Genomic DNA, 414 nt, shown 5'->3' with positions numbered 1-414 from the left:
CGGCCGACATCGCCGCCATCGGCATCACCAACCAGCGCGAGACCACGCTGGTCTGGGACGCCGCCAGCGGCGACCTGATCCACCCGGCCATCGTCTGGCAGGATCGTCGTACCGCCGACTACTGTGCCGAACTCAAGGCCGCCGGCCACGAGGCCAATGTCAGCGCGCGCACCGGGCTGCTGATCGATCCGTATTTCTCCGCCACCAAGCTGCGCTGGATCCTCGACAACGTGCCCGGCGCCCGCCAGCGCGCCGAACGCGGCGAGCTGCGCTTCGGCACCGTCGACTGCTTCCTGCTCTGGCGCCTGACCGGCGGCCGCTCCCATCGCACCGACGCGACCAACGCTTCGCGCACCCTGCTGTTCAACATCCACAGCCAGGACTGGGACGAGGAATTGCTGGCGCTGTTCGAGA

Annotated in this window: 1 protein-coding gene; it reads left to right on the top strand. The window is 68.6% G+C overall.

The features are described 5' to 3' along the window. Window positions 1–414 (top strand): FGGY family carbohydrate kinase (locus M1M07_RS32510; protein ID WP_248676805.1); only part of this gene is annotated, 414 nt, incomplete at both ends.

It is taken from the genome of Rhodococcus sp. HM1 (assembly GCF_023218075.1).
Taxonomy (GTDB): domain Bacteria; phylum Actinomycetota; class Actinomycetes; order Mycobacteriales; family Mycobacteriaceae; genus Rhodococcus.
Note: the sequence above shows the minus strand (reverse complement) of the source record. Positions and strands in the feature narration are given on the sequence as shown.